General features: G+C 69.4%; 24 protein-coding genes. 7 read left to right on the plus strand and 17 right to left on the minus strand.

What is annotated here, in order from left to right; all coding sequences use genetic code 11:
- The 8 genes from ACPCXD_RS18910 to ssd form a co-directional block, all read right to left on the minus strand.
- The coding region (locus tag ACPCXD_RS18910) for a peptide ABC transporter substrate-binding protein (RefSeq protein WP_423660769.1) at positions 1-1,588 on the minus strand (1,588 nt) is incomplete at its 3' end.
- A gap of 444 nt (positions 1,589-2,032) precedes the next feature.
- The gene (locus ACPCXD_RS18915; protein WP_229566887.1) at positions 2,033-2,392 is read right to left on the minus strand and encodes an Rv3654c family TadE-like protein; all 360 of its coding nucleotides are present in this window, start codon (positions 2,390-2,392) and stop codon (positions 2,033-2,035) included.
- The gene (locus tag ACPCXD_RS18920; RefSeq protein ID WP_229566885.1) at positions 2,389-2,763 is read right to left on the minus strand and encodes a TadE family type IV pilus minor pilin; all 375 of its coding nucleotides are present in this window, start codon (positions 2,761-2,763) and stop codon (positions 2,389-2,391) included. The genes ACPCXD_RS18915 and ACPCXD_RS18920 overlap by 4 nt, the downstream gene beginning before the upstream one ends.
- 9 nt (positions 2,764-2,772) lie before the next feature.
- The gene (locus tag ACPCXD_RS18925; protein WP_088898787.1) at positions 2,773-2,976 is read right to left on the minus strand and encodes a DUF4244 domain-containing protein; all 204 of its coding nucleotides are present in this window, start codon (positions 2,974-2,976) and stop codon (positions 2,773-2,775) included.
- Between the two features lie 61 nt (positions 2,977-3,037).
- On the minus strand, positions 3,038-3,613 hold the full coding sequence (locus ACPCXD_RS18930; RefSeq protein ID WP_088898788.1) for a type II secretion system F family protein: 576 nt from the start codon (positions 3,611-3,613) through the stop codon (positions 3,038-3,040).
- On the minus strand, positions 3,610-4,413 hold the full coding sequence (locus tag ACPCXD_RS18935) for a type II secretion system F family protein (protein ID WP_088898789.1): 804 nt from the start codon (positions 4,411-4,413) through the stop codon (positions 3,610-3,612). The genes ACPCXD_RS18930 and ACPCXD_RS18935 overlap by 4 nt, the downstream gene beginning before the upstream one ends.
- The gene (locus ACPCXD_RS18940; RefSeq protein WP_088898790.1) at positions 4,410-5,582 is read right to left on the minus strand and encodes a TadA family conjugal transfer-associated ATPase; all 1,173 of its coding nucleotides are present in this window, start codon (positions 5,580-5,582) and stop codon (positions 4,410-4,412) included. Before ACPCXD_RS18940 ends, ACPCXD_RS18935 begins: the two co-directional genes overlap by 4 nt.
- Positions 5,579-6,649 carry a septum site-determining protein Ssd gene (gene ssd, locus ACPCXD_RS18945; RefSeq protein WP_423660774.1) on the minus strand — a complete coding sequence of 357 codons (1,071 nt, stop codon included), beginning with the start codon at positions 6,647-6,649 and terminating at the stop codon, positions 5,579-5,581. Before ssd ends, ACPCXD_RS18940 begins: the two co-directional genes overlap by 4 nt.
- 344 nt (positions 6,650-6,993) lie before the next feature.
- Here ssd and ACPCXD_RS18950 point away from each other — a divergent pair, with 344 nt between their 5' ends.
- Complete coding sequence (locus ACPCXD_RS18950; RefSeq protein ID WP_390889739.1) at positions 6,994-7,848, plus strand: HAD family hydrolase; 855 nt, start codon at positions 6,994-6,996, stop codon at positions 7,846-7,848.
- Between the two features lie 449 nt (positions 7,849-8,297).
- On the opposite strand, the gene ACPCXD_RS18955 is transcribed toward ACPCXD_RS18950, so the two are convergent.
- Entirely contained in the window at positions 8,298-9,047 is a 750-nt protein-coding gene (locus tag ACPCXD_RS18955) for a Fic family protein (RefSeq protein WP_172414998.1), read from the minus strand.
- A 198-nt stretch (positions 9,048-9,245) separates the two neighbouring features.
- Here ACPCXD_RS18955 and acs point away from each other — a divergent pair, with 198 nt between their 5' ends.
- On the plus strand, positions 9,246-11,177 hold the full coding sequence (gene acs / locus ACPCXD_RS18960) for an acetate--CoA ligase (protein WP_016693237.1): 1,932 nt from the start codon (positions 9,246-9,248) through the stop codon (positions 11,175-11,177).
- Between the two features lie 68 nt (positions 11,178-11,245).
- Here acs and ACPCXD_RS18965 read toward each other — a convergent pair whose 3' ends face one another.
- Complete coding sequence (locus ACPCXD_RS18965) at positions 11,246-12,616, minus strand: MFS transporter (protein ID WP_229566877.1); 1,371 nt, start codon at positions 12,614-12,616, stop codon at positions 11,246-11,248.
- 201 nt (positions 12,617-12,817) lie between these two features.
- Here ACPCXD_RS18965 and nhaA point away from each other — a divergent pair, with 201 nt between their 5' ends.
- From nhaA to ACPCXD_RS18980, 3 genes are read left to right on the plus strand one after another with little or no spacing between them, the layout of a single operon-like run.
- Positions 12,818-14,032 (plus strand): Na+/H+ antiporter NhaA, encoded by a 1,215-nt coding sequence (gene nhaA / locus ACPCXD_RS18970; protein ID WP_026061359.1) that lies wholly within the window; start codon positions 12,818-12,820, stop codon positions 14,030-14,032.
- A complete protein-coding gene (locus tag ACPCXD_RS18975) occupies positions 14,032-14,547 on the plus strand; it encodes a phage holin family protein (protein WP_016693234.1) in 516 nt (171 codons plus the stop codon). The genes nhaA and ACPCXD_RS18975 overlap by 1 nt, the downstream gene beginning before the upstream one ends.
- A gap of 16 nt (positions 14,548-14,563) precedes the next feature.
- Positions 14,564-15,499, plus strand: coding sequence for an alpha/beta fold hydrolase (locus ACPCXD_RS18980; protein ID WP_160876047.1), 936 nt, complete (start codon positions 14,564-14,566; stop codon positions 15,497-15,499).
- Positions 15,500-15,526: 27 nt separating this feature from the next.
- Here ACPCXD_RS18980 and marP read toward each other — a convergent pair whose 3' ends face one another.
- Genes marP through nth form a run of 4 tightly spaced genes read right to left on the minus strand, consistent with a single transcriptional unit; the run spans position 15,527 to position 18,876 of the window.
- Complete coding sequence (gene marP, locus ACPCXD_RS18985) at positions 15,527-16,714, minus strand: acid resistance serine protease MarP (protein WP_016693232.1); 1,188 nt, start codon at positions 16,712-16,714, stop codon at positions 15,527-15,529.
- Positions 16,711-17,409 (minus strand): NUDIX hydrolase, encoded by a 699-nt coding sequence (locus ACPCXD_RS18990; RefSeq protein WP_016693231.1) that lies wholly within the window; start codon positions 17,407-17,409, stop codon positions 16,711-16,713. Before ACPCXD_RS18990 ends, marP begins: the two co-directional genes overlap by 4 nt.
- On the minus strand, positions 17,406-18,077 hold the full coding sequence (locus ACPCXD_RS18995; RefSeq protein WP_088898795.1) for a TlpA family protein disulfide reductase: 672 nt from the start codon (positions 18,075-18,077) through the stop codon (positions 17,406-17,408). Before ACPCXD_RS18995 ends, ACPCXD_RS18990 begins: the two co-directional genes overlap by 4 nt.
- Before the next feature lie 4 nt (positions 18,078-18,081).
- Positions 18,082-18,876: an endonuclease III gene (gene nth, locus ACPCXD_RS19000; protein WP_016693229.1), complete on the minus strand. Its 795-nt coding sequence runs from the start codon at positions 18,874-18,876 to the stop codon at positions 18,082-18,084.
- Positions 18,877-18,948: 72 nt separating this feature from the next.
- Here nth and ACPCXD_RS19005 point away from each other — a divergent pair, with 72 nt between their 5' ends.
- Positions 18,949-19,221, plus strand: a complete 273-nt coding sequence (locus ACPCXD_RS19005) for a hypothetical protein (RefSeq protein WP_060653839.1) — start codon at positions 18,949-18,951, stop codon at positions 19,219-19,221.
- 191 nt (positions 19,222-19,412) lie between these two features.
- The gene (locus tag ACPCXD_RS19010; RefSeq protein WP_006552426.1) at positions 19,413-20,087 is read left to right on the plus strand and encodes a Crp/Fnr family transcriptional regulator; all 675 of its coding nucleotides are present in this window, start codon (positions 19,413-19,415) and stop codon (positions 20,085-20,087) included.
- 79 nt (positions 20,088-20,166) lie between these two features.
- Here ACPCXD_RS19010 and ACPCXD_RS19015 read toward each other — a convergent pair whose 3' ends face one another.
- From ACPCXD_RS19015 to sp36, 3 genes are read right to left on the minus strand one after another with little or no spacing between them, the layout of a single operon-like run.
- A complete protein-coding gene (locus tag ACPCXD_RS19015; RefSeq protein ID WP_085469830.1) occupies positions 20,167-20,955 on the minus strand; it encodes an MBL fold metallo-hydrolase in 789 nt (262 codons plus the stop codon).
- A 58-nt stretch (positions 20,956-21,013) separates the two neighbouring features.
- Positions 21,014-21,478 (minus strand): RidA family protein, encoded by a 465-nt coding sequence (locus tag ACPCXD_RS19020; RefSeq protein WP_160876050.1) that lies wholly within the window; start codon positions 21,476-21,478, stop codon positions 21,014-21,016.
- Between the two features lie 3 nt (positions 21,479-21,481).
- Entirely contained in the window at positions 21,482-21,646 is a 165-nt protein-coding gene (gene sp36 / locus ACPCXD_RS19025) for a Sp36 family protein (RefSeq protein ID WP_006552429.1), read from the minus strand.
- Positions 21,647-21,650 lie beyond the last annotated feature (4 nt).

The following is a 21,650-nucleotide window of genomic DNA, read 5'->3' on the forward strand; positions in this document are numbered from 1 at the left end:
CGATGTCTCCGAACGCGTCGATCTTCACGTTGTCGACCCGGTCGCTCGTCACGGCCTGGTTCAGTCCGTAGAAGAGCGGCGTGGCGGGCATGTCGCGGAACAGGATGTCCTCGGCACGCTGGTACTCCACCGTGGCGTCGTCGAGGGTGTCGGCGTTGTTACCGGCCGACAGGGCCGCGTCGAACTCGGGGTTGCTGTAGAAGGTCATGTTCGACCCGGCCGGCGGCATCGCGGCCGTGCTGTAGACGGGCGCCAGGAAGTTGTACAGCGACGGGTAGTCCATGATCCAGCCCATCCGGAACGGACCGGTCATGCCCTTGTCGTCCTGCAGCGGCAGGTACTGCGCGAACTGCAGGTCGCCGCGAAGCACGTACTCGACACCGAGGTTGCTGCGGAACTGGTTGCCGATCGCGGTCATCCACTGGTCGTGCCCGGCTCCGGCGTTGAACCACAGATCGACCGGCCGACTGCGATCGAAGCCGGCCTCGTCGAGAAGCTTGTTGGCCTGCTCGACGTTCAGCTCGCACTTGGCGCCGCAGGCGTCCTCGCGGTAGCCCTCGACGACGGGCGACCCGAAGGAGGCCGCCGGCGTGCGGGTGTCGGTGAAGATGGCCGTAGTGATGGCCTGACGATCGATCGCCATCGAGAATGCTTCGCGGACACGGGGATCGGCGAAACGCTCGTCGTAGGTCGGGAACGAGAGCGCGGTGATGTCGGGGCGGGCGCGCTCGACGTAACGATCACCGAACTGGTCGCGGGCGGTGGCCCAGGCGTCCGGCGGCAGATTCAGCAGCACGTCGAGGCCGCCGGCCTGGACGTCGGTGAAGGCGGTGGTCAGTTCGGTGTAGACCTTGAACTGTACGCCCTCGGCCTGCGCCGGGTTGTCACCGGCGTAGTCCTCGTACTTGGTCACGGTGAAGCCCTGACCGTCGACGAAGTCCTCGTCGGCCTTGAACGGGCCGTTGCCGATCGGACGGCGACCGAACGCCTCGGGGTCGTCGAAGAACACCTCGGGCAGAGGGTAGAACGCGGTGTACCCGAGGGTGACCGGGAAGATTGCGAACGGTTCCTTCAGCTCGACGGAGATCGTCGTGTCGTTCACGGCCTCGAGGCCCGACATGGTGGTCGCGGCGGGCTCGGCACCGTCCGCGGCCTGCAGCTCGTCGTATCCCTTGACGTTCTCGAAGAAGTACGAGGCACCGTACGCGTTGGTGCTCAGAGCGGTGTAGTTCCACGCGTCGACATACGACTTCGCGGTGACGGGAGTTCCGTCGTGGAACGTCCAGCCCTCGTTCAGTTCGATGGTCCAGGTCATCTGGTCCTCGGACTCGACCGATTTCGCGACGCCGGTGTACTCGACCTCGCTGGTCTCGTCGTTGTAGCGCACCAACGGCGTGAACAGCGACTTGAGGACCTGATTGCCCTCGCTCTCGGTGGTGTTGCCCGGAACCAGCGGGTTCTCGGGCTGCATGATGTGCAGGCTGTAGACGCCCTCGGCACCGGAAGCACTGCCGCCCCCACATGCCGCGAGCAGGCCGGCAGCCACGAAGCCTGCCGACACGGCCGCGATTACGCGCTTGACCCTCAAGATCGATCCTCCCTCAGTTCCCGCGGGACGGGGTCGCCGTCCGCGCAGGCCGCGATGGTCCGCGGTGTCGGTGTGGGCCACAGTGCGAACGATGTGCAGCCCGGAATGTCGGAGGACTCTAGACACACTTCGAGAGTCCGTCACGCGGCGTCCCCGATCGGGGGACCGGAAAAGAACGAACGAAATACCTTCGTAATCGGACAGGAACACACGTCGCCTGCCGGATACGTCGATGTGAAAGGGTTCCGACCACGGAACCGACCCTCATCCCCGCACTACATCCGCTCCCGCACCCCTTACCGCTGCCCGACCGGGAACCGGAATTGCTTCGTCCACCACCACTGTGTCCACAATCGTCTATGACGACCGTCACACATAATAAGCACAGGTAAGCAACGAGCGCGAATCCGCTGGATACGGCCGCGAGCGACCCGCCGACGGGCCTCATCGGGCAGGACCGGCTCGCGCGACGGCCGTCGCCTCCTTACCGCCGAAGAGGGCCGACACCGCAGCGGTAACCTCGACGACCGCGTCCCACTCGTCGATCTCGCAGCGCCGCAATCGCACTCGCATCCGCGTGGTGATCACCTCGCTCGCCTCGCAGGCCTGCACGACCCCGCGGTCCAGCGCCGAGGCGACCGCCACCGCCGCCAGGTCGGCTGCCGCCTGCGCACGATGACGTGCGACGACGACCGACCCGACGTGCAGCAACGTGGCCGTGATCGCGATGAGGCCGGCCATCACGGCGCAGCCGATCACACTCGCGCTCCCGTCGTCGCCGAGGAGGGACGGGCCCGACCTCATCGGGTTCCTTCCGGCTCGCGCACCGCCACCGTCTCGGCCGTGAGAGTCAGCAACGGGAGCAGCGGGCTCTCCGCGGTCACGACCGCCACGATCAGATCTCCCTCCTCGCGTACCGCCACGCGTGCGTCCGGAGGCGCGACTCGCGTGGCCACCTCGACCGCCCTCGCCTGGTCTCCCCGCGCGGCGAGGCGGGCGGCTTCACGGGCGGCGTCATGGCACCGCACCTGGTACGCGATGCCCAGCACCGCACCGAGGCACAGCACGAGCACCGTGACCAGGCTTGCGACGGCCAGAGCCGCTTCGACGGTGACCCCGCCTACGTCCTCACGAACGAAGGCGCGTAACCAGCGTCGTCCGAGCATCTTTCGCATGCGTCGGCGTCACACCGCCGTGTTCAGGGCACGCTCGACGATGCCCGTCAGCGCGGACACGATCGAATCGCCGGTCACCACGGTGTACAGCACCGCCCCGAAGGCCGCCGCCGCGATGGTCCCGATCGCATATTCCGCCGTCGACATGCCGTCGTCCTGCACGACGAGCGCTCCGAGACGACCACGCAGACCGTGTGCGAACGCTTCGGTCACTGTTCGTTTCCCCATCTTCCATCCCTCCCATCCGTACGGCGCGGACCGTCCGCGCCGACGTTCACATCAGCCCGGCACCCAGTACGTCCCGTGCCAGACCGACGACGACCGGCACGATGCCCAGGCACACGAAAGCGGGCAGAAAGCACAGACCGAGCGGCCCGCTCACGAGCACTCCCGCCCGATCGATCTCGGCGGCGACCCGATCCTCCGTCTCGGCGCGCTGCCGGACCGCGAGTTCGGCAACGGTGTCCGACAGGGGTGCACCGGATTTCGCCGATCGACGCGCCGCGCGGGCGAAATCGTCCAGCGCGTCGACTGCTCCCGACCCTCCCCACGCGTCGGCCGGATCGGCTCCGAGCGCCAGTCGGTCGGCGCCTCTCCGCAGTGCTGCTGCGAGGTCGGGTGGAGCGGACTCCGCGACGACCCGCGCCGCAGAGCCGGCGGGCATCCCCGCGCGCAGGCACGCCGCGAAGAGATCGAAGGCGGCTGGAAGTGCGTGCGGGTCGGTCTCGGGCGCAGACGTATCCGAAGGAGCAGCAACGGATCTCGTGGAAGACAAGCGGGTCGCTCCGCGAGGCATCGGTGCGACGACGAGCGAGGCCGCTCCCAGCAACACCGTCCACGTCGCGCTCATGTCCCCACCCGTGCTGCGATCCGGTCCGTCCACAGCAGACCCGCACAGACCAGCGCCGTGCCGACCACGAGCATGACGCCGCCGAGCCCACCGGCGAGAAGGATGCCGAGCGGGGCAGCACCCATGAGCTGCCCGAGACCCACCCCGAGCACCGGCAGTCCCGCCAGGACCGTCGCCGTGGCGCGCGCGCCGGCGAGCCCGGCCTCCGTGCGGGCGCGGATCCGCATACGGGCGGCCAGATCGACGCGCGCGGCTCCGAGCAGTTCGGCGAGCGCGAGACCGTGGTGGTCGGAGACCGCCCACGCGTCGGCGACACGGCCCAGACTGTCGGCGACACCCTCACCGCCCGACGATGCTGCGGCCGATCGCAATCCGTGTGCTGCCGACCCACCGAGGCGCGCCCGGGCCGCAGCGACCCGGAAGGCACCGGCGACGGGCCCGGCCGTCTCCCCGGCCGCCGTCTCACACGCGTCGGCGGGATGCGTCCCCACCCGCAGATCGGCGATCACGGTGTCGAGTCCCGACAGCAACATCCGTCGTTGCCGATCGAGCTCCGCAGCGCGACGACGCGATCGGCGACGCCACACCGCGGTCGTGGCGACGGTCGCGCCGGCCAGGGCCGGCGTGATCCCCACCCACACCACCACCGTCGCGAGCACGATGACCGCCACCCCGGCGACGAGGGCGCGCGGTATCGGGCGCGGCGTCGCGTCGGGCACCCCGCGTCGCAGTCGGCGCCGGGCGGAGGACGAGGGCAGGACGAACAGCGCCGCCGCGAGGCACAGGAGCGTCGCGTTCACGGTGTGTCCCGTCGACGCAGGATCCGCTCGAGGGCATCCATGCCGTGCTCGTCGCCCTTGTCGTGGGTCCACGCGGGTGTGACGATCACGCCCGCGACGGGGTCCCGCTCGACCACACCGATCCCCACGAGACGGCGCACTCCGTCGCTGCCCCGGTGGACGTGCAGGATCACCTGCACCGCTGCGACGAGCTGGCTGTGCAGCGCCGCCCGGTCGAGACCGCCGAGCGCGGCGAGGGCCTCGAGTCGCGCGGGCACCTCGTCGGGCGAATTGGCGTGCACGGTCCCGGCACCACCGTCGTGACCCGTGTTCAGCGCGGTCAGGAGATCGACGACCTCGGCGCCTCTCACCTCGCCGATGACGATGCGGTCCGGGCGCATCCGCAGCGCCTGCCGCACGAGATCGCGGACGGTGACCTCGCCGACGCCCTCCACGTTGGGTGCCCGTGCCACGAGGCGCACCACGTGCGGGTGGGCCGGGACCAGTTCGGCGGCGTCCTCGACACAGACGATGCGTTCGGTCGGGTCCACCGCGCCGAGCAGCGCCGCGAGCATCGTCGTCTTGCCCGCACCCGTACCGCCCACGACGAGGAAGGCCAGGCGCGCGCGGACGATGCGGAGCAGCAACCGGTAGGCGGCCTCGGAGATCGCACCGCGATCCCGCAGCGACTCGAGCCCCTGGGTCGCGGGTCGCAGCACCCGCAGCGACAGGCACGTCCCGGCCTGCGCGACCGGGGAGAGCACCGCGTGCAATCGGACGCCGAACTCACCGTGCCCGGGCAGTCTGCCGTCGACCCACATCTGGGCGTCGTCGAGTCGACGCCCGGCGAACAGTGCCAGTCGCTGCGCGAGCCGTCTGACCGCTGCCTCGTCGGGGAAGGTGACCTCGGTGAGGTGCAGCCCGTTGCCGCGATCCACCCAGACACGGTCGGGAGCGGTGACGAGCACGTCGGTCACCGCCGGGTCTGCCAGCAGATCCTCGAGCGGACCCGCGCCGGTCAGTTCGGTCTGCAGATGTCGCAGTGCCGCAAGCAGATCGGAGTCCCCGAGCACTCCCCCGGATTCCGCGCGCAGGGCCGCAGCGACGCGGGCCGACGTGAGCTCACCGGTCTCGTCGGCCAGCCGGTCGCGGACCCGCGCGAGGAGGTCGTCCCCGAGGATCCCGGTCATGCCGCACGTCCCGGGCCGTCGCGGTCGGCCCCGACGGCCGCCAGCACGTCGTGCGCCGCACCGAGCAACGGTGAGCGCGGCCGCAGCCGCAGCCCTCCACGTTCGAGCATCTCGGTCAGGCCCGGCTCGGGACGCATCGAGGTGAGCACCTCCAGGCCCACGGCGTCGGCCACGTCGACGGCCCGCAGGCCGCCCGGTGCAGGTCCGCGGACGACGACTCCGGCCGGCTCGCCCCGCGCCGCGAGCGTGCGGGCGACCCGGGCAGCGGAGAGCACCGCGCCGATCCGGGCCGGCACGACGACGACGGTGAGGTCGGCCAGTGCGATCACCACGTCGGCGACGGGGTCGAAACTGCGTCCCACATCGCAGACGACGGTGGCTCCCGCTCCGCGCACCCCGTCGACGACGGATTCTGCGGCGACGGGGGTGAGTCGTTCGTTGTTCTCGCGGTCGGTGGACAGCACGCCCACCCCGGATGCCCAGACGGGCACGGCGTCGCGCAGGGCACGCGCGGAGACCCGTCCGCCGTCGACGGTGAGACCGGACCACCGCACTCCGGGACGCTCCTCGAGACCGGTGAGGACGTCGAGTCCCGCGCCGAACGGATCGGCGTCGACGAGCAGGGTGTCGCGGCGTTCGTCGTGCCCCGCGGCCCAGGCCAGCGCGGCGGCGAAGGTCGACGCGCCCGCTCCCCCACATCCTCCGACGATCGCGAGGACGGTGCCGGTACCGGTGGAGGGTTCGTCGGCGGACGCGACGATCGAGAGCAGTTCCACCTCCTCGGACGGGAGGGCGAGGACGTGTTCGGCGCCGACGGTCGCGGCGGCCTGCCAGTCCGCCAGTCCGGCCGTTTCGCTGCACACGAGGATCACGCCGGGGCGGCGGGGATATCCGGCCGCACATGCCGCTGCTGCGGACGCGTCGACGACGACGATCGCCGCGTCGGTCCACGCCCTGCGGGGCACCGGCACGGACATCTCGTGCAGTGTGCGGTCGGCCGCCGCGACCACGCGACGGAGGTCGGCGAGCAGCGCGGGATCGTCGACCAGTCCGAGGATGTCGTTCATGTCCGACAGGCTGCCCGGCTGCGAAGTCGTGAGTGTCGCGGAAACGGCCTCGGAAGCCACGTCTGTGGATGGATCGGGGGCCTGTGGACAACCCGGCCGTACACACCCTCGTCGTACCTGTGCGCAGGTCGGCGGGTGTAGAAGACAGTACGAAGACGTGTGGGAAAGGCCCTCATACAAAGCGACAGCCCTCGCCAGGGGGGAGGAGGCGAGGGCCGTCTGCGTTCAGCCCCGGGGGGTCGGGCTGAACACAACCCGAGTATCGACCCGGGCATTCGCGATAGTACACCGTTAGGCGTGACTGCTTGCAACTTCAAACACCGGCGCGGCGCGCCCCTATTGTGGTGATCGTGACCGACACGTCCGTGAACCCGTCCCGACCGGCCCCGTCGACGGGGGGCTCACCGGACTCGGCTCGCATCGCAGCGTTCTTCGATCTCGACAAGACCGTCATCGCCAAGTCGAGCGTGCTGGCGTTCACCCGGCCGTTCTTCGAGGAGGGTCTCCTCAGCCGCCGGGCCGTGCTGCAGAGCACCTACGCCCAGCTGCTCTACCTGTTGTCGGCGGCCGATCAGGCCCGGGTGGACCGGATGCGCGAACACATCGCGCACATGTGCAAGGGATGGGATGTCGAGCAGGTCGGATCGATCGTCGAGAAGACCCTGCAGGACGTCGTGACACCGCTCGTCTACGCGGAGGCGAAGGACCTGATCGCCGATCATCGGGCCCGCGGTCACGACGTGATCATCGTGTCCGCGTCGGGCCAGGAGGTGGTGACTCCGATCGCCCGGACACTCGGTGCCTCCCACAGCACGGGGAGCCGGATGCGGATCGTCGACGGCCGGTACGCCGGCGAGCTCGAGTTCTACTGCTTCGGGGAGGCGAAGGCGGTCGCGATCCGCGAGCTCGCCGAGCAGTACGGCTACGACCTCTCCCGCAGCTACGCGTACTCCGATTCGGCCACCGACCTGCCGATGTTGCTCGAGGTCGGCAATCCGCGCGCGGTCAACCCCGACCGCCCACTGCGCCGAGCGGCGACCGAAAACGGTTGGCCCGTGCTCACTTTCGCTCGTCCGGTACCGCTCGGACGTCGCGCCCGTCCGTCGCCGCGTGCCCTGGCGACGCTCGCCGCCACCCTCGGCGCGACCGCACTGATACTGGGTGCCACCCGTCGACTGGCCAAGCGCCGGATACGTTGACACTCAGGGTCACTCGCCGCGAGATCGAAAACGGAGCATTGCCGCGGGGGGCTTGCCGACATCTCGCGGACGGGGTAGAAAGGAGTTACGGAAGGACGGAAGGCCAAGACCGAATCGGAAGAGAAGATTCGATCTCCCGACTGTTCTTCCCAGCACGGACACCGAGTACCCACGCGAAGCCGATGCCACTATAAGGGCACGAGTGTTGTGGGCCTGCGAGTTCCGGATTTTCGAAGACGAGTTCCCCGCACCCGTTGCGAGGACGAATCGACGATACCCGGATCATCGCCGAGGCCGTTGAATCACAACCCATTTCAGCACGCATGGTAACTCGGACCGCCCGTGCTAGCGGGTGGCGGAATCGATCTCGATCGATATGCCACCCGCTTTCGCGTGCAGGGGGTTTCGCGCCTCGGACTCGGTTCGGCCGGCGAAGCCCCACCCGGCACTCAGCCGGCGAACGCCTCGGCGATCGAGCCGGCCTCACGAGCCCCGGCCTCGAGCGACCCGCAGCAGAAGAGCACCCAGCCGCCGACGCCCTCCACGGTTCCCGCCCCGAATCCGGCGACCCCGTCGCGGTAGGCCTGCAGCCGGCGCATCCAGTGGACCTCGGGTACGCCCAGATTGCGCGTGTCGAGTCCGGACGCGACGCACACGAGCCGGGACGCGGCCCGCGCGACGATGCCGTCGGCGACACCGAAGGGCTTCAGAACGGACAGTTCACCGTGCACGACCGCCGCGAGAACCGGCGCCGGCGCGTTCGTCCCGCCGGTGACGAGTTGCGCGAGCCCGTCGAGACGCTCGGCGACCCCCGGTTCCGTCCGCGGACGACCCAGTTCCTCGGCGTCCTCCACCAGATCCGCGGCGGCGAGCAGGTGCAGGCGGGCGAGCGCCTGCAGCGGGGCACGTCGCCACGTCGCGACCATGTTGCCGAGCGCGTCACCGTCGAGCGTCTGCGCGACCCGCAGCGCTCCGGCCAGGATCGGGTCGCCGCTCTCCCCCGGCTGCGGAAGTTCCGTCGACCCGCCGTCGATCGACGCCGAGGCGCGGGCGGCCCGCACCGACGCCTCCGCGGCGGTGTTCGCCCAGCCACGCCGATTGGTTCGATGACGATGCACCTCTGCGAGCGCGTCGCGGGCACGGTCGGCGGCGTCGCGTACGCCCGGAAGGTCGACGAGAGGCTGAAGAGGGTCGGTCACGTCGACGACGGTACCGGCGCGGATGCGGTGGACGGACGAGAGGTTCACCGGTCGCGTCCGAATGCCGTTCGTCGCGCGAATTCGACCGATGAGCGAAAGTGACGGGGTTGCATATCGATGCAACGGTGCGGCGCCGGTCACAGATGATTACGCTCACAAGAGCCCGAATGGAACCATCCCGGAAAGAGGCCCCGCATCATGACGAGCGCAGCCCAGGAGCACGAATCGAAGGCGTACCCGCCGAGCCCGGAGTTCACCGCCACGGCCAACGCCGGTCCGGAACTGCAGGCCGCGGCCGACGCCGATCGGCTCGGATTCTGGGACGAGCAGGCGAAACGACTCGACTGGGCGGAGCCCTGGACGGAAGTGCTCGACTGGTCGAACGCTCCGTTCGCGAAGTGGTTCGTCGGCGGCAAGCTCAACGTCGCCTACAACTGCGTCGACCGGCACGTCGAGGCCGGTAACGGCGATCGGGTCGCCATCCACTTCGAGGGCGAGCCCGGCGACAGCCGGTCGCTGACCTACAACGACCTCCTCGCCGAGGTCTCCCGCGCTGCGAACACCTTCACCGAGCTCGGCCTCGTCGCCGGCGATCGCGTCGCGATCTACATGCCGATGATCCCCGAGGCCATCGTCACCATGCTCGCGTGCGCGCGCCTCGGCCTGACCCATTCGGTGGTCTTCGGCGGCTTCTCGTCGTCGGCGCTGCGGTCGCGCATCGACGACGCGCAGGCCAAGCTGCTCGTCACGGTCGACGGCCAGTGGCGCCGCGGCCAGGCCGCACCACTCAAGACCGCCGCCGACGAGGCCGTCGCCGACGCGAAGTCGATCGAGCACGTGCTGGTCGTCGCGCGCACCGGCATCGACGTCGAGTGGACCGAGGGACGCGACCTCTGGTGGCACGAGACCGTCGAGAAGGCGTCGCCGGAGCACGAGGCGCAGCCGTTCGACTCCGAGCACCCACTGTTCATCCTGTACACCTCGGGCACCACGGGTAAGCCCAAGGGCATCATCCACACCTCGGGTGGCTACCTGACCCAGGCGTCGTACACGCATCACTACGTCTTCGACCACAAGCCGGGCAAGGACGTCTACTGGTGCACCGCCGACATCGGCTGGGTCACCGGTCACAGCTACATCGTCTACGGACCGCTGAGCAACGGCGTCACGCAGGTCGTCTACGAGGGCACCCCCAACTCGCCGAACGAGCACCGGCACTTCGAGATCATCGAGAAGTACGGGGTGTCGATCTACTACACCGCCCCGACGCTGATCCGCACGTTCATGAAGTGGGGTCGCGAGATCCCCGACGCCCACGATCTGTCGTCGATCCGTCTGCTCGGCAGCGTCGGCGAGCCGATCAATCCGGAGGCGTGGCGGTGGTACCGCGAGGTCATCGGCGCGGATTCGGCACCGATCGTCGACACCTGGTGGCAGACCGAGACCGGCGCGATCATGATCTCGCCGTTGCCCGGCATCACGGCCACCAAGCCCGGCTCCGCGATGGCGCCGCTGCCCGGCATCTCGGCGAAGATCGTCGACGACGAGGCCAAGCCGCTCGGCGCGGGCGGTAACGGCTACCTGGTGCTCGATCAGCCGTGGCCGGCGATGCTGCGCGGCATCTGGGGCGACGACCAGCGTTACCGCGAGACCTACTGGTCGCGCTACGAGGATCAGGGCTGGTACTTCGCCGGCGACGGTGCGCGTTACGACGACGACGGAGCGCTGTGGGTGCTCGGCCGCGTCGACGACGTCATGAACGTCTCCGGTCACCGCATCTCCACCTCGGAGGTCGAGTCGGCGCTCGTGTCGCACCCGTCCATCGCCGAGGCCGCGGTCGTCGGCGCGGCGGACGAGACCACCGGTCAGGGCATCGTCGCGTTCGTGATCCTGCGCGAGCACGTCGAGAACACCGGCGACACGCTCATCAAGGAACTGCGCGATCACGTCGCGGTGGAGATCTCCCCGATCGCCAAGCCACGCCAGATCACGGTGGTGCCGGAGCTGCCGAAGACCCGCTCGGGCAAGATCATGCGCCGCCTGCTGCGCGACGTCGCCGAGGGTCGCGAGCTCGGCGACACCTCGACGCTCGTCGATCCGGCCGTCTTCGACGCCATCCGCGGCAAGTAGTCCCGAACGATGCGAAAGGCCCCTTCCGGATCGATCCGGGAGGGGCCTTTCGCGGTCGGTACGACTGACTACACCTCGTCGAGCGACCGGTCGCGCGTCTCCTTGACGACGAGCAGCGCCACGAAGGTCGTCGCCGCGGCGATGAGCAGGTAGATGCCCACCCAGCCGACGCCGTAGCTCGTGGCGAGCCAGGTCGCGATGAACGGGGCGACGGCGGCACCGAGGATGCTCGAGACGTTGTAGGAGATCCCGGAGCCGGTGTAGCGGACGTTCGTCGGGAACAGCTCGGGCAGGATCGCGCTCTGCGGCCCGAAGGTCAGACCCATGAGCAGCATGCCGACGATGAGGAAGAACAGCATGCGGCCGGAGCTCATGCCGTCGCTCGACAGCAGGAACTGGAAGCACAGGCCGAACACCATGATCGCGCCCGTGACGACGAGCAGGGTCGAGCGGCGTCCGTAGCGGTCGGCGAGCCATCCGGCGAGGGGCACGGCCGCGGCGAAGAACAGCACCGCGACCAGCTGCAGCACGAGGAAGTCCGAGTACTGGAATCCGGCGCCGTGGCCGCCTTCGGCGGGGGTCTTGCCCGTTCCGAAGCTCAGGACCCAGGTGGTCATGATGTAGAAGAGCGTGTACGTCGCGAGCATGACGAAGGTGCCGATGATCAGCTGCCGCCAGCTGGTCTTGAACACCTCGGCGAGAGGCGTCTTGACCTTCTTGCCCTCGGCGACGGCCTTGGCGAAGACCGGCGTCTCCTCGAGCTTGAGCCGGACGTACAGACCGATGATCACCATGATGGCGCTGAGCAGGAACGGGATGCGCCAGCCCCATTCGAGGAAGGCGCTCGACAGGTCGGGATCACCGTTGTCGTGGCCGAGCGTCAACGTGATGATCAGGAACAGGCCGTTGGCGCCGATGAAGCCGATGGGTGCGCCGAGCTGCGGCCACATCGCCGCCCAGGCGCGCTTGCCGGGTTCGGCCGTCTCGGTGGCGAGCAGCGCCGCCCCCGACCACTCCCCACCGAGACCCAGACCCTGGCAGAAGCGCATGAGCGCCAGCAAGGCCGGTGCGATGAGTCCGGCCTGGTGGTAGGTCGGCAGCAGGCCGATGAGGAAGGTCGCGATGCCCATCGTCAGGAGTGAGCCGACGAGGGTGACCTTGCGGCCGATGCGGTCGCCGAAGTGTCCGAAGAGGACGGATCCGACCGGGCGGGCGACGAAGGCGATACCGAAGGTCGCGAGGGAGGCGAGCAGCGCGGTCGTGCTGTTGCCCTGCGGGAAGAACAGGTGCGGGAAGACCGAGACGGCGGCTGTCGCATAGATGTAGAAGTCGTAGAACTCGATGGACGTGCCGACCATGCTGGCGACGACGATGCGCCGGCGAGGAACGCCTGCGACGAGCGAGGAACCCCCGTCCTCCACTCCGACCGATGTGCTCACTGAACCATCCCCATTACTCCACTCACATTCTGAGACCGAATCCCATTTACTAGGAAAAGTGAACACCCGAGTTTCCGCCCACCGCAAATCGGACACTCCTACGGACGCCCTCCGTCCGGCGTTAGACTCTTCCCCGGTGTGCCGGGAAGTCTGGTCGGCGACGGTTCGCCCGTGCCCGTATCCGCCCAGCGAAAGACACCCGTGTCCGACACTTCCTCCGTTACCTGGACCAGTTCCCTGAACCGCTATCTCCGCGCCGAGACGGTCGGCGGTTCACTGCTGCTCATCGCCGCGGCGATCGCGCTGATCTGGATCAACTCCCCCTTCGGCGACTCCTACACCGCCTTGCGCGACTTCGAGATCGGGCCGGAGTTCCTCCATCTGCACCTGTCGCTCGGGACGTGGGCGAAGGACGGACTGCTCGCCGTCTTCTTCTTCGTCGCCGGCCTCGAGCTCAAGCGCGAACTGGTCATCGGTGAACTCGCCGACCGCAGGAAGGCGATCCTTCCGGTCATCGCGGCCTGCGGCGGTGTGCTGCTGCCGGCCCTCATCGCCGCCGCCGTGGGTTGGGGAACCCCCGGCATGGACCGGGGCTGGGCGATCCCGGTCGCAACCGACATCGCCTTCGCTCTCGGCGTGCTCGCACTCACCGGTTCGCGCATCCCCACCAGCGCCCGGGTCTTCCTGCTGAGCCTGGCCGTCGTCGACGACCTGATCGGCATCGCACTCATCGCGATCCTGTTCACCTCCGGCCTCGCGCTCGGCTGGATGGTCGCCACGGTGGCTGCGGCAGCGGCGTACTGGTTCGCGCAGAAGCAACGCATCACCACCCCGTTGCTGTACGTGCCGCTCGCGCTGTTCACCTGGTACGCGATGCACAGCGCCGGCATCCACGCGACCGTCGCCGGGGTCCTTCTGGGCCTGCTCACCCGCGTCCGCACCGATCCCGGGGAGGACTACGGGCCCGCCGAGCGACTCGCCCACCGCCTCCAGCCGTGGTCGGCAGGTCTGTGCGTCCCCATCTTCGCGTTGTTCGCCTCGGGTGTTCCCATCGGCGCCGAGATGCTCGGCAACGTCTTCACCGAGCCCGTCGGCCTCGCCATCGTCCTCGGTCTGCTCGTCGGCAAGACCGTCGGCATCTTCGGCAGCACGTGGGTGGCCATCCGCTTCCGGGTCGCGACGAAACCGACCGGGCTGCAGTGGGGCGACGTCTTCGCCCTCGCCGTGCTCGGCGCGATCGGATTCACCGTGAGTCTGCTGATCACCGAGTTGTCGCTGACCGGAGACTCCGCCGAGATCGCCAAGGCCGCCGTGCTGGTGACATCATTGATCGCCTCTCTCCTCGGGTCGGCGCTACTGTTACGGCGTGGGCGCGCCCACCGCCAACGGAACGAACCAACCGAAGGGGTCGAGTAGTGAGCGTGACGAACGCGAATCGTCCGGAGAACGGAGTCCCGTCGAGCATCTCGGGCATCCCGTTGACGAAGGTGGACGCTCCGACACCCCGCGATGCCAGTGTGGGCGAACTGGTACGCGACGCCGCGACGCAGCTGTCCACGCTGTTCCGCGCCGAAGTCCAGCTCGCCAAGGCCGAGGTGACCGGTGAGGTCAAGAAGGGCGTGCAGGGCAGCCTGTTCTTCATCCTCGCGCTCGCCGTGCTGACCTTCAGTTCGTTCTTCTTCTTCTTCTTTCTCGCCGAACTCCTCGACGTCTGGGTGGCGCGCTGGCTCGCCTTCCTCATCGTCTTCCTGATCATGCTGGTGGTGACGGGCCTGCTGGCCCTGATCGGCTACATGCGGGTCCGCAAGTTGCGCGCGCCCAACAAGACCATCGACTCGCTCAAGCAGACCGCGTCGATCCTTCCGAGCAGCCAGGACGGACACGACGCCGACGGCCCGCGCCACGCCGCGCCGCGTCACGCCACCCGCTGACGAACCGGAACCGTCAGTGCCCGTCCCCGACCCGTCCACGGTCCGGTATCCCGGACCGTGGACGCATCGAGACATCCACGCCAACGGCATCCGCTTCCATGCCGTCGAAGCCGGCCCGCACGACCCGGACACACCGCTCGTGGTGTTCGTGCACGGCTTCGCCGACCTGTGGTGGTCGTGGCGTCACCAGCTCACCGCCTTCGCCGATCTCGGCTACCGGGCGGTCGCGGTGGACCTGCGCGGTTACGGCGACACGGACAGGCCGCCGCGCGGATACGACGGCTGGACGCTCTCGAACGACATCGCGGGACTGATCCGCGCCCTCGGGCACACCGAGGCGATCCTCGTGGGCCACGCCGACGGCGGCCTCGTGTGCTGGGCGACCGCGGTGCTCCATCCCCATGTCGTGCGGGCGATCGCGGTCGTCGACTCCCCGCACCCCATCTCGCTGCGCGATGCGACCCTGCGCGACCACGCGCAACGCAAGGCCCTGCTGCCGACCTTCCTCGCCTACCAGCTGCCGTGGCGTCCCGAACGGAAACTGGTCCGCGACAACGGCCTCGAGATCGAACGGCTGCTGCGCGTGCGGTGCGGCCCGGACTGGCGACGCACCGACGAGTTCGCCGACGTCGTCGACCGGCTGCGCACCGCGATCCGCATCCCGGGCACGGCGCACCTGACCCTCGAGTACCAGCGCTGGGCGTTCCGCAGCCAGTGGCGTCCCGACGGTCGCCGCTTCATGAAGGCCATGGACGTCGAGCTCACCCTGCCGATCCTGCAGCTGCACGGCGCGCTGGATCCCTACGTGCTCGCCGCGACCCTCCGACGCTGCGTGCGGCACGCCCCCGGACGGATCCTGAAGTTCGTCGACGGGGCCGGCCACTACGCCCATCAGGAGAAGCCCGACGCGGTGACGGCGTTGCTCGCCGACTTCGTCCGCAGGCTCGACTGACCTGCCCGTCCGCCGGACGGGCAGGCGTCAGACGATGCAGGCGCCGGTCGCGACCGGCTGATTCACTCCGGCCATCTCCAGCTGCCGGCTGACCTCTGCGGCGGTGAGAACGAAACCGGTGTCGGTGTCGTCGACCGCCGCGCCGAAGACCATGCCGAGGACGCTGCCGGACGGATCGACCAGCGGACCACCCGAGTTGCCCTGCCGGATCGTGCCGCGCACCGTGTACACCTCGCGTTCGACGGTGCCGCCGCGGTAGATGTCCGGGCCCTGCAGGTCGAGCGTCTCGCGGATGCGCGCCGCGCTCGCCGTGTACGGGCCACCGCCCGGGTAGCCGAGCACGATCGCGTCGTCACCCGACTCCGCCGGCTCCGGCGCGAAGCCCAGCGGCTGCGCAGTCAGTCCCGGCACCGCGAGGATCGCGACGTCCACCTCCGGGTCGAACAGCACGACGGTCGCTTCGAGCGGACCGCCCTCCGTATCGACGGTCACCGCTGCGGTTCCGGCCACGACGTGCGCGTTCGTCATCACCCGTTCGGGCGCCACGACGAAACCGGATCCTTCGAGCGCCTTCTGGCAGCTGGGGGCGACGCCGTTGATGCGCAGCACGCTCGTCTGCAGCCGGGCGGGCACCGATCCTTCGAGGAGACCACCGTCGGGTGCCTCGACCTCGGCGATCGGGGTGCGTCCGAACGGCCCGATCACCTCGGGCAGACCCGAGGTGTCGAGCAGCGCCGAGAACTCGTTGGGGATCGCGCGCATCCAGTCGGGGGCGACGTCGTCGACAGTCCCCAGCACCTGGGATCCCCGCACGGCCGCGGAGACGGCGGGCTGGGTCGTGGCGGTCAGTGGGATGGCGAGCAGCCACGCGGCGACGAGCACCGCGACCGACTGCAGCCCGGCACCGACGACGCTGTCCACCGCCCGCGCGCCCGGACTGTGGATGCCGCTGCGCGCGGCGCGTCCGAGCACCATGCCGGCCACCTCGCCGATCACCACCAGCACCACGATCAGTGCGATCCCGGCGAGGATGCGCATGCGCGCGTCGTCGATGTGCACGAGCACGTGCGGGGCGATGAGGATGCCCGCGACCGCACCGAGCAACACGCCCAGGAAGGCGAGCGCCGAAGCGACGGCTCCCTGCCGGAGCCCGGAGGACGCGGCGATCAGGACGATCACCACGATGATCAGATCGATCCAGCCCGATCCGGTCATGATTCGACCACCCCCGTCTCCAGTTCGGCGAGTACGACGTCGAGGTCACGGACATCGTGGTGATCCCACTCGATCTCCCACCCCGACACCGCGAACAGACCCGCGAGCACGCCCGCGGTGAAGCCCCAGACCAGCATCCCGTCCACCTGGAAGGCCGGGCCCTGATAACCCAGCCGGTGCCGGACCTGGAAACGGTTGTCGGGGTCGAGCAGCTCGTGCAGCGACACCCGGACCACGCGGGTCGCCTCCTGCGGATCGACGACGCCGACGGGGCTCGGGGTCTCCCAGTAGGCGACCACGGGGGTCACGTCGAAGCCGGAAGGCGGGATGAACAGTTCGGGGAGCACGGCGAGCGGCCGGATCCCGGACGGATCCAGGCCGGTCTCCTCCTCCGCTTCACGCAGTGCGGTGTGGATGGCGCCGTAGTCCTCGGGATCGGCGGCGCCTCCGGGGAAGGCCACCTGCCCGCTGTGCTGCCGCAGGGTCGCGGCGCGCTGGGTGAGCAGGACGTCGGCATCGGCGGGAAGTCCGCCGCGGGCCATCGGATCGGCCTCCGGCGACCCGCCGAACAACACCAGCACCGAGGCCTGCCGCACCCGCGCGTCGCGCGGGGCGCGGCGGTTCAGGATCGGGTTGAGACCGTGCGGGTCGGTGGGCGAGACCGAGGCGACGCGCCGGAGCCATTCGGGGATCATGCGGCCACCCCCAGGTGCTCCTCGACGACCGAGGCGACCTCGTCGGCCGACCGGAACGGGATCGGGAGCACCGCGGCGACCGATCCGTCGGCGCGGAGCAGCACCGTCACGGGAAGGACGGCGGGCGCGCCGACCGCGGCCTGCACGCGTCCCGAGCCGTCCTGCACACCCGGCAGGTGCACGCCGTAGTCGGTGAGCCGGCCGAGGGCGTTCGACTCGTTCGGGTCGGTGTGGACGGTGACGACGGTGACCTCCTCGCCCACCCGGGCTGCGTAGTCCTGGAGAACCGGTAGTTCCTCGGCGCAGGGAGCGCACCACCAGGCCCACAGGTTCACCACGGCGGGTTTTCCGGCGAGGGCGGCCGCGAGGTCGACGGGAGATCCGTCGCCCACGCACTCGAAGACCAGCCCGGCGAGCGGACCGGCGGGAGCGGGCGAGGACACGCCCGGCTGCGGGCACGGATCCAGTGCGGCGTTCTCGCGCAGCGGGGCGAGGGCCTGCGCGTCGTCCTGGGGCCGGCGGTCCACGGGTGCGGCCGAGGGAGTGGCCGGTCCCGAACCGGTGGCCGGTGGCGGGTCGCTGCGGTCGCGCGGCCAGATGGCGACGATCAACGCGATGACGACGACGAGGGCTGCCAGGCTCCAGCGGCCTGCTGTGGAAGGACGCACTCCGTCACCGCCCGGCCAGCTCGAGCAGGTGCTCGGTCTCCGGTCCCTTCACCAGCGCGGCCGCGGTCTGCGGATCGGTGGGCCCGGTCCCGTAGGAGGGGCAGTCCTTCGCGAGGACACACACCCCGCATGCCGGCTTGCGTGCGTGGCACACGCGCCGACCGTGGAAGATCACGCGATGGGACAGCAGCGTCCACTCCTTGCGCTCGATGAGCGCACCCACCGCGTGCTCGATCTTGACCGGATCGGTCTCGTCGGTCCATTCCCAGCGACGCACGAGCCGCTGGAAGTGGGTGTCGACCGTGATACCCGGCACATCGAAGGCGTTGCCGAGGATGACGTTGGCGGTCTTGCGGCCGATGCCGGGCAGCGCGACGAGATCCTTCAGGCGGGCCGGAACCTCACCGTCGTGCCGCTCGAGCAGAGCCTGACCGAGGCCGATGAGCGAGTTGGCCTTGTTGCGGTAGAAGCCGGTCGAGCGGATGTACTCCTCGAGCTCGGCGCGGTCGGCCTCCGCGTACGCGCGGGCGTCGGGATACCGGGCGAACAGAGCGGGAGTCACCTGGTTGACCCGCACATCCGTGCACTGTGCCGACAGGATCGTGGCGACGGCGAGCTCGAGCGGATTCGTGAAGTCGAGCTCGCAGTAGACGTGCGGGAAGGCCTCGGCGAGGCGTCGGTTCATCCGTCGTGCGCGACGGACGAGCGCCAGTCGCGACTCCGGTCCGCGAGCCTTTCCGTTCACTCGGCGCGGGGCCGTCTCGGGGCTCTCGGACTGGGTGGCATGCACCTGATCCACTCTACGTAAACACTCTCCCCAGGATCCGGCCCCGTGTCTCTTCCGAGACCTTCCGGGTGTTTACTTCCGGGTATGCAAGCTCTTGCTGTCGTCCTCTTCCCGGTGCTGCTCATGTTGTTCGCACTGTCCATGGAACGTGTCGAAGCGCGCTTGAGTCGGTTGTCCGTCCGCGAGCAGGAAGTGGAGGAGTTCCTCGACAAAGCGGACCAGGCCGATGTCGCGGCACTCGCTCGTGAAGGTTTCCCCGGGGCCCTGGCTCGCTTCCAGCGTCGCCGCCGCCGCGGACCGAGCGCCGACGGAGCGGACGATTCGGACGGCCATCTGCGCGCGCGCCGCGCCAGCTGAACGACTACCTGCCGGTAGCCTCGAAGTGCCGATGATCGGGTTCGTCGACCGTTTCCGTGGTATCGGTCACTCACTCGTGCAGCGCGCACGATAGACTGGGCGCTCGTACGCCTGACAGGTGACCTGCCCGGGAAGTCCGTCGACGTGCAGACCCGGCAGTAGATGACGAATCATTCCCAAAAGGAGCGCACGTGGACGAGGTCCTGGCCAGAGCAGGCATCTTCCAAGGAGTCGAGCCCTCGGCGGTTGCGGCGCTGATCAAAGAGCTTCAGCCTGTAGATTTCCCGCGCGGCCATGTCATCTTCAACGAGGGTGAGCCCGGCGATCGGCTGTACATCATCGTTTCCGGCAAGGTGAAGCTCGGACGTCGTTCGCCCGACGGCCGCGAGAACCTCCTGACGATCATGGGCCCGTCCGACATGTTCGGCGAGCTGTCGATCTTCGACCCGGGTCCGCGCACCTCCACCGCCACCACCGTCACCGAGGTGCGTGCCGTGAGCATGGACCGCGACGCACTCAAGGCGTGGATCGACCAGCGCCCCGAGATCGCCGAGCAGCTCCTCCGCGTGCTGGCCCGTCGTCTGCGTCGCACCAACAACAGCCTCGCCGACCTGATCTTCACCGACGTCCCCGGTCGTGTCGCCAAGGCGCTGCTGCAGCTCGCCCAGCGTTTCGGCACCCAGGAGGCCGGCGCCCTGCGTGTCACGCACGACCTGACGCAGGAAGAGATCGCGCAGCTCGTCGGCGCCTCCCGCGAGACCGTGAACAAGGCCCTGGCCGACTTCGCGCACCGTGGCTGGCTGCGTCTCGAGGGCAAGAGCGTGCTGATCTCCGACTCGGAGCGTCTGGCGCGTCGCGCTCGCTGACCCACAGATCGCCGAAAGGCCGGGACGCTCGCTGCGTCCCGGCCTTTCGTGTGTTCCGGCCCGTCCGGGCTGCCCTGGCTCAGCCGTGGCTGCGCAGGTATTCCAGCTGCACGTTGACCGACTTCTCCGCCGCACCCCACAGCGAGGGGTCGACGTCGGCGTAGACGTGCTCGACGACCTGCCGTGCGGAGGCTTCGGCGCCGAGGGTGCGCAGCGCACCGCGCACCTGCTCGAGCCGGCCCTCCCGGTGCGCGAGGTACTCCCGCGCGATCGTCTCCAGATCGGGCAGCTCGGGACCGTGCCCGGGCAGCACCGTGTAGCCACCGCCGAGACCGATGAGCGACCTCAGCGACCGCAGGTAGTCGCCGAGGTCACCGTCGGAGTCGTCGAGCACGGTCGTGCCGCGGCCGAGGATGGTGTCGGCGGTGAGCACACTGCGGTCCTGCTCGATCACGAACGACAGCGAATCGGCGGTGTGACCCGGGGTCGCGACGACCCGGATGCGCAGACCCGCCGCCTCGACGACGTCGCCGTCGGACAGCTGCTGCCCACCGCCATGGCGGTGTTCCGGCAGCACCGCGTGCACCGGGCATTCCGCGAGCTGCGAGAACCGCTCGGCACCCTCGGTGTGGTCGAAGTGGCGGTGACTGATGAGGGTCGCCGCCACCGGCACCTGCGCGATCCGCTCGAGATGCCCTTCGTCGAGGGGACCCGGATCGACCACGACGCACTCGTCGCTGCCGGGCGCCCGGAGGATCCAGGTGTTCGTTCCCTCGAGGGACATGATCGAGGGGTTCTCGGCCAGGATCACCGCGGCGTTCTCGGTGACCTGCCGTAGCTGCGCGTAGGCGGGGTGGACCAGCGCCATCAGTCGTGCCTCTCGTGTCGGATCCGTCGGGAGCCGCCCTCGGTCGGGGAGGGTGGCGTCAGCGTACTTCCACCATCAACTCGACCTCGACGGGAGCGCCGAGGGGCAGCTCCGCGACGCCGACGGCCGAACGGGCATGCGCGCCGACCTCACCGAAGATCTCCCCGAGCAGTTCCGACGCGCCGTTGATGACGCCGGGCTGCCCGGTGAAGCCCTCGGCGGACGCCACGAAGCCGACGACCTTCACGACGCTCGCGATGTTGTCGAGTCCGACGAGAGCATCGACGGCGGCGAGCGCGTTGAGCGCGGCGGTGCGAGCCGCGGTCTTCGCCTCCTCCGCCGACACCGCGGCGCCCACCTTGCCGGTGTGCGTCAGCTTCCCGTCGACCAGCGGCAGCTGACCGGAGGTGTAGACGACGTCGCCGTTGCGGACGGCGGGCACGTACGCCGCCACCGGGGCGGCGACCGGCGGCAGGGTGATGCCGAGTTCGGTCAGGCGTTCGCTCCAGGTGTTGTGCGACACGGGTCAGCCCTTCGGACGCTTGAGGTAGGCGACGTGCTGCTCACCGGTGGGGCCGGGCAGGACGGTGACGAGCTCCCAGCCGTCGGCACCCCACTGGTCGAGGATCTGCTTGGTCGCGTGCGTGAGCAGCGGCACGGTTGCGTATTCCCATGTGGTGGTTTCACTCATGTCC

It is taken from the genome of Rhodococcus sp. AB351, from assembly GCF_049538275.1.
Lineage (GTDB): Bacteria > Actinomycetota > Actinomycetes > Mycobacteriales > Mycobacteriaceae > Rhodococcus.